The following is a 636-nucleotide window of genomic DNA, read 5'->3' as shown; positions in this document are numbered from 1 at the left end:
GCCGCGCTGTGGCCCATCGCGGCATTCAGCAGGCGCTTGCCGGCACGGATCGCGTCAGGGCTCTTGAGCGCGATGTCGTGCGCCATGGCGAGGGCGTCGGCCAGCGGATCGGCCGACAGCCGCGTCGCGAAGCCCAGCGCCACGGCCTCCTCGCCCGAGAAGATGCGGCCGGTGAAGGTGAGTTCGCGCACGACGTCGGTCCGGGCGAGTTCGCGCATCAGCACCATGCCGCCCATGTCCGGCACCAGGCCCCACTTGATCTCCATCACCGAGAGCCTGGTGTCCGCGGCGATCAGCCGCACGTCCGCCCCCAGCGCCACCTGGAGACCGCCGCCGAAGGCCACGCCGTGCACCGCGGCGATCACCGGCACGGGCACCTCGCGCCAGACGAGCGCGACCTGTTGCGCCGCATTGGCGATCCCGTGCGTGCGCGCCAGGATGTCCGCCGCCGCGCCAGCGCCCAGGATCTCGCCGGGGCCGCCCTGCCCCATGCGCTGGAAGGATTGCATGTCGAGGCCGGCGCAGAAGGCCTTGCCGCGGCCCGCCAGCACCACCGCGCGGACGCCGGCGTCATCGCGCAGCCGGCTGCCGGCGTCGATCAGGGCGTCGAACATGGCGGGGTCCAGCGCGTTGATC

General features: G+C 73.3%; 1 protein-coding gene. It reads right to left on the bottom strand.

All coding sequences use genetic code 11. The features are described 5' to 3' along the window. A partial coding sequence (locus AC1DTN_RS38190; protein ID WP_477925368.1) for a crotonase/enoyl-CoA hydratase family protein occupies nucleotides 1-635 on the bottom strand: 635 nt, incomplete at its 3' end. Nucleotide 636: the final 1 nt, after the last annotated feature.

This window comes from Rhizobium sp. 01T444, assembly GCF_056398305.1.
The sequence above is the reverse complement of the archived record's forward strand: the minus strand, read 5'-3'. Positions and strand labels throughout refer to the sequence as shown.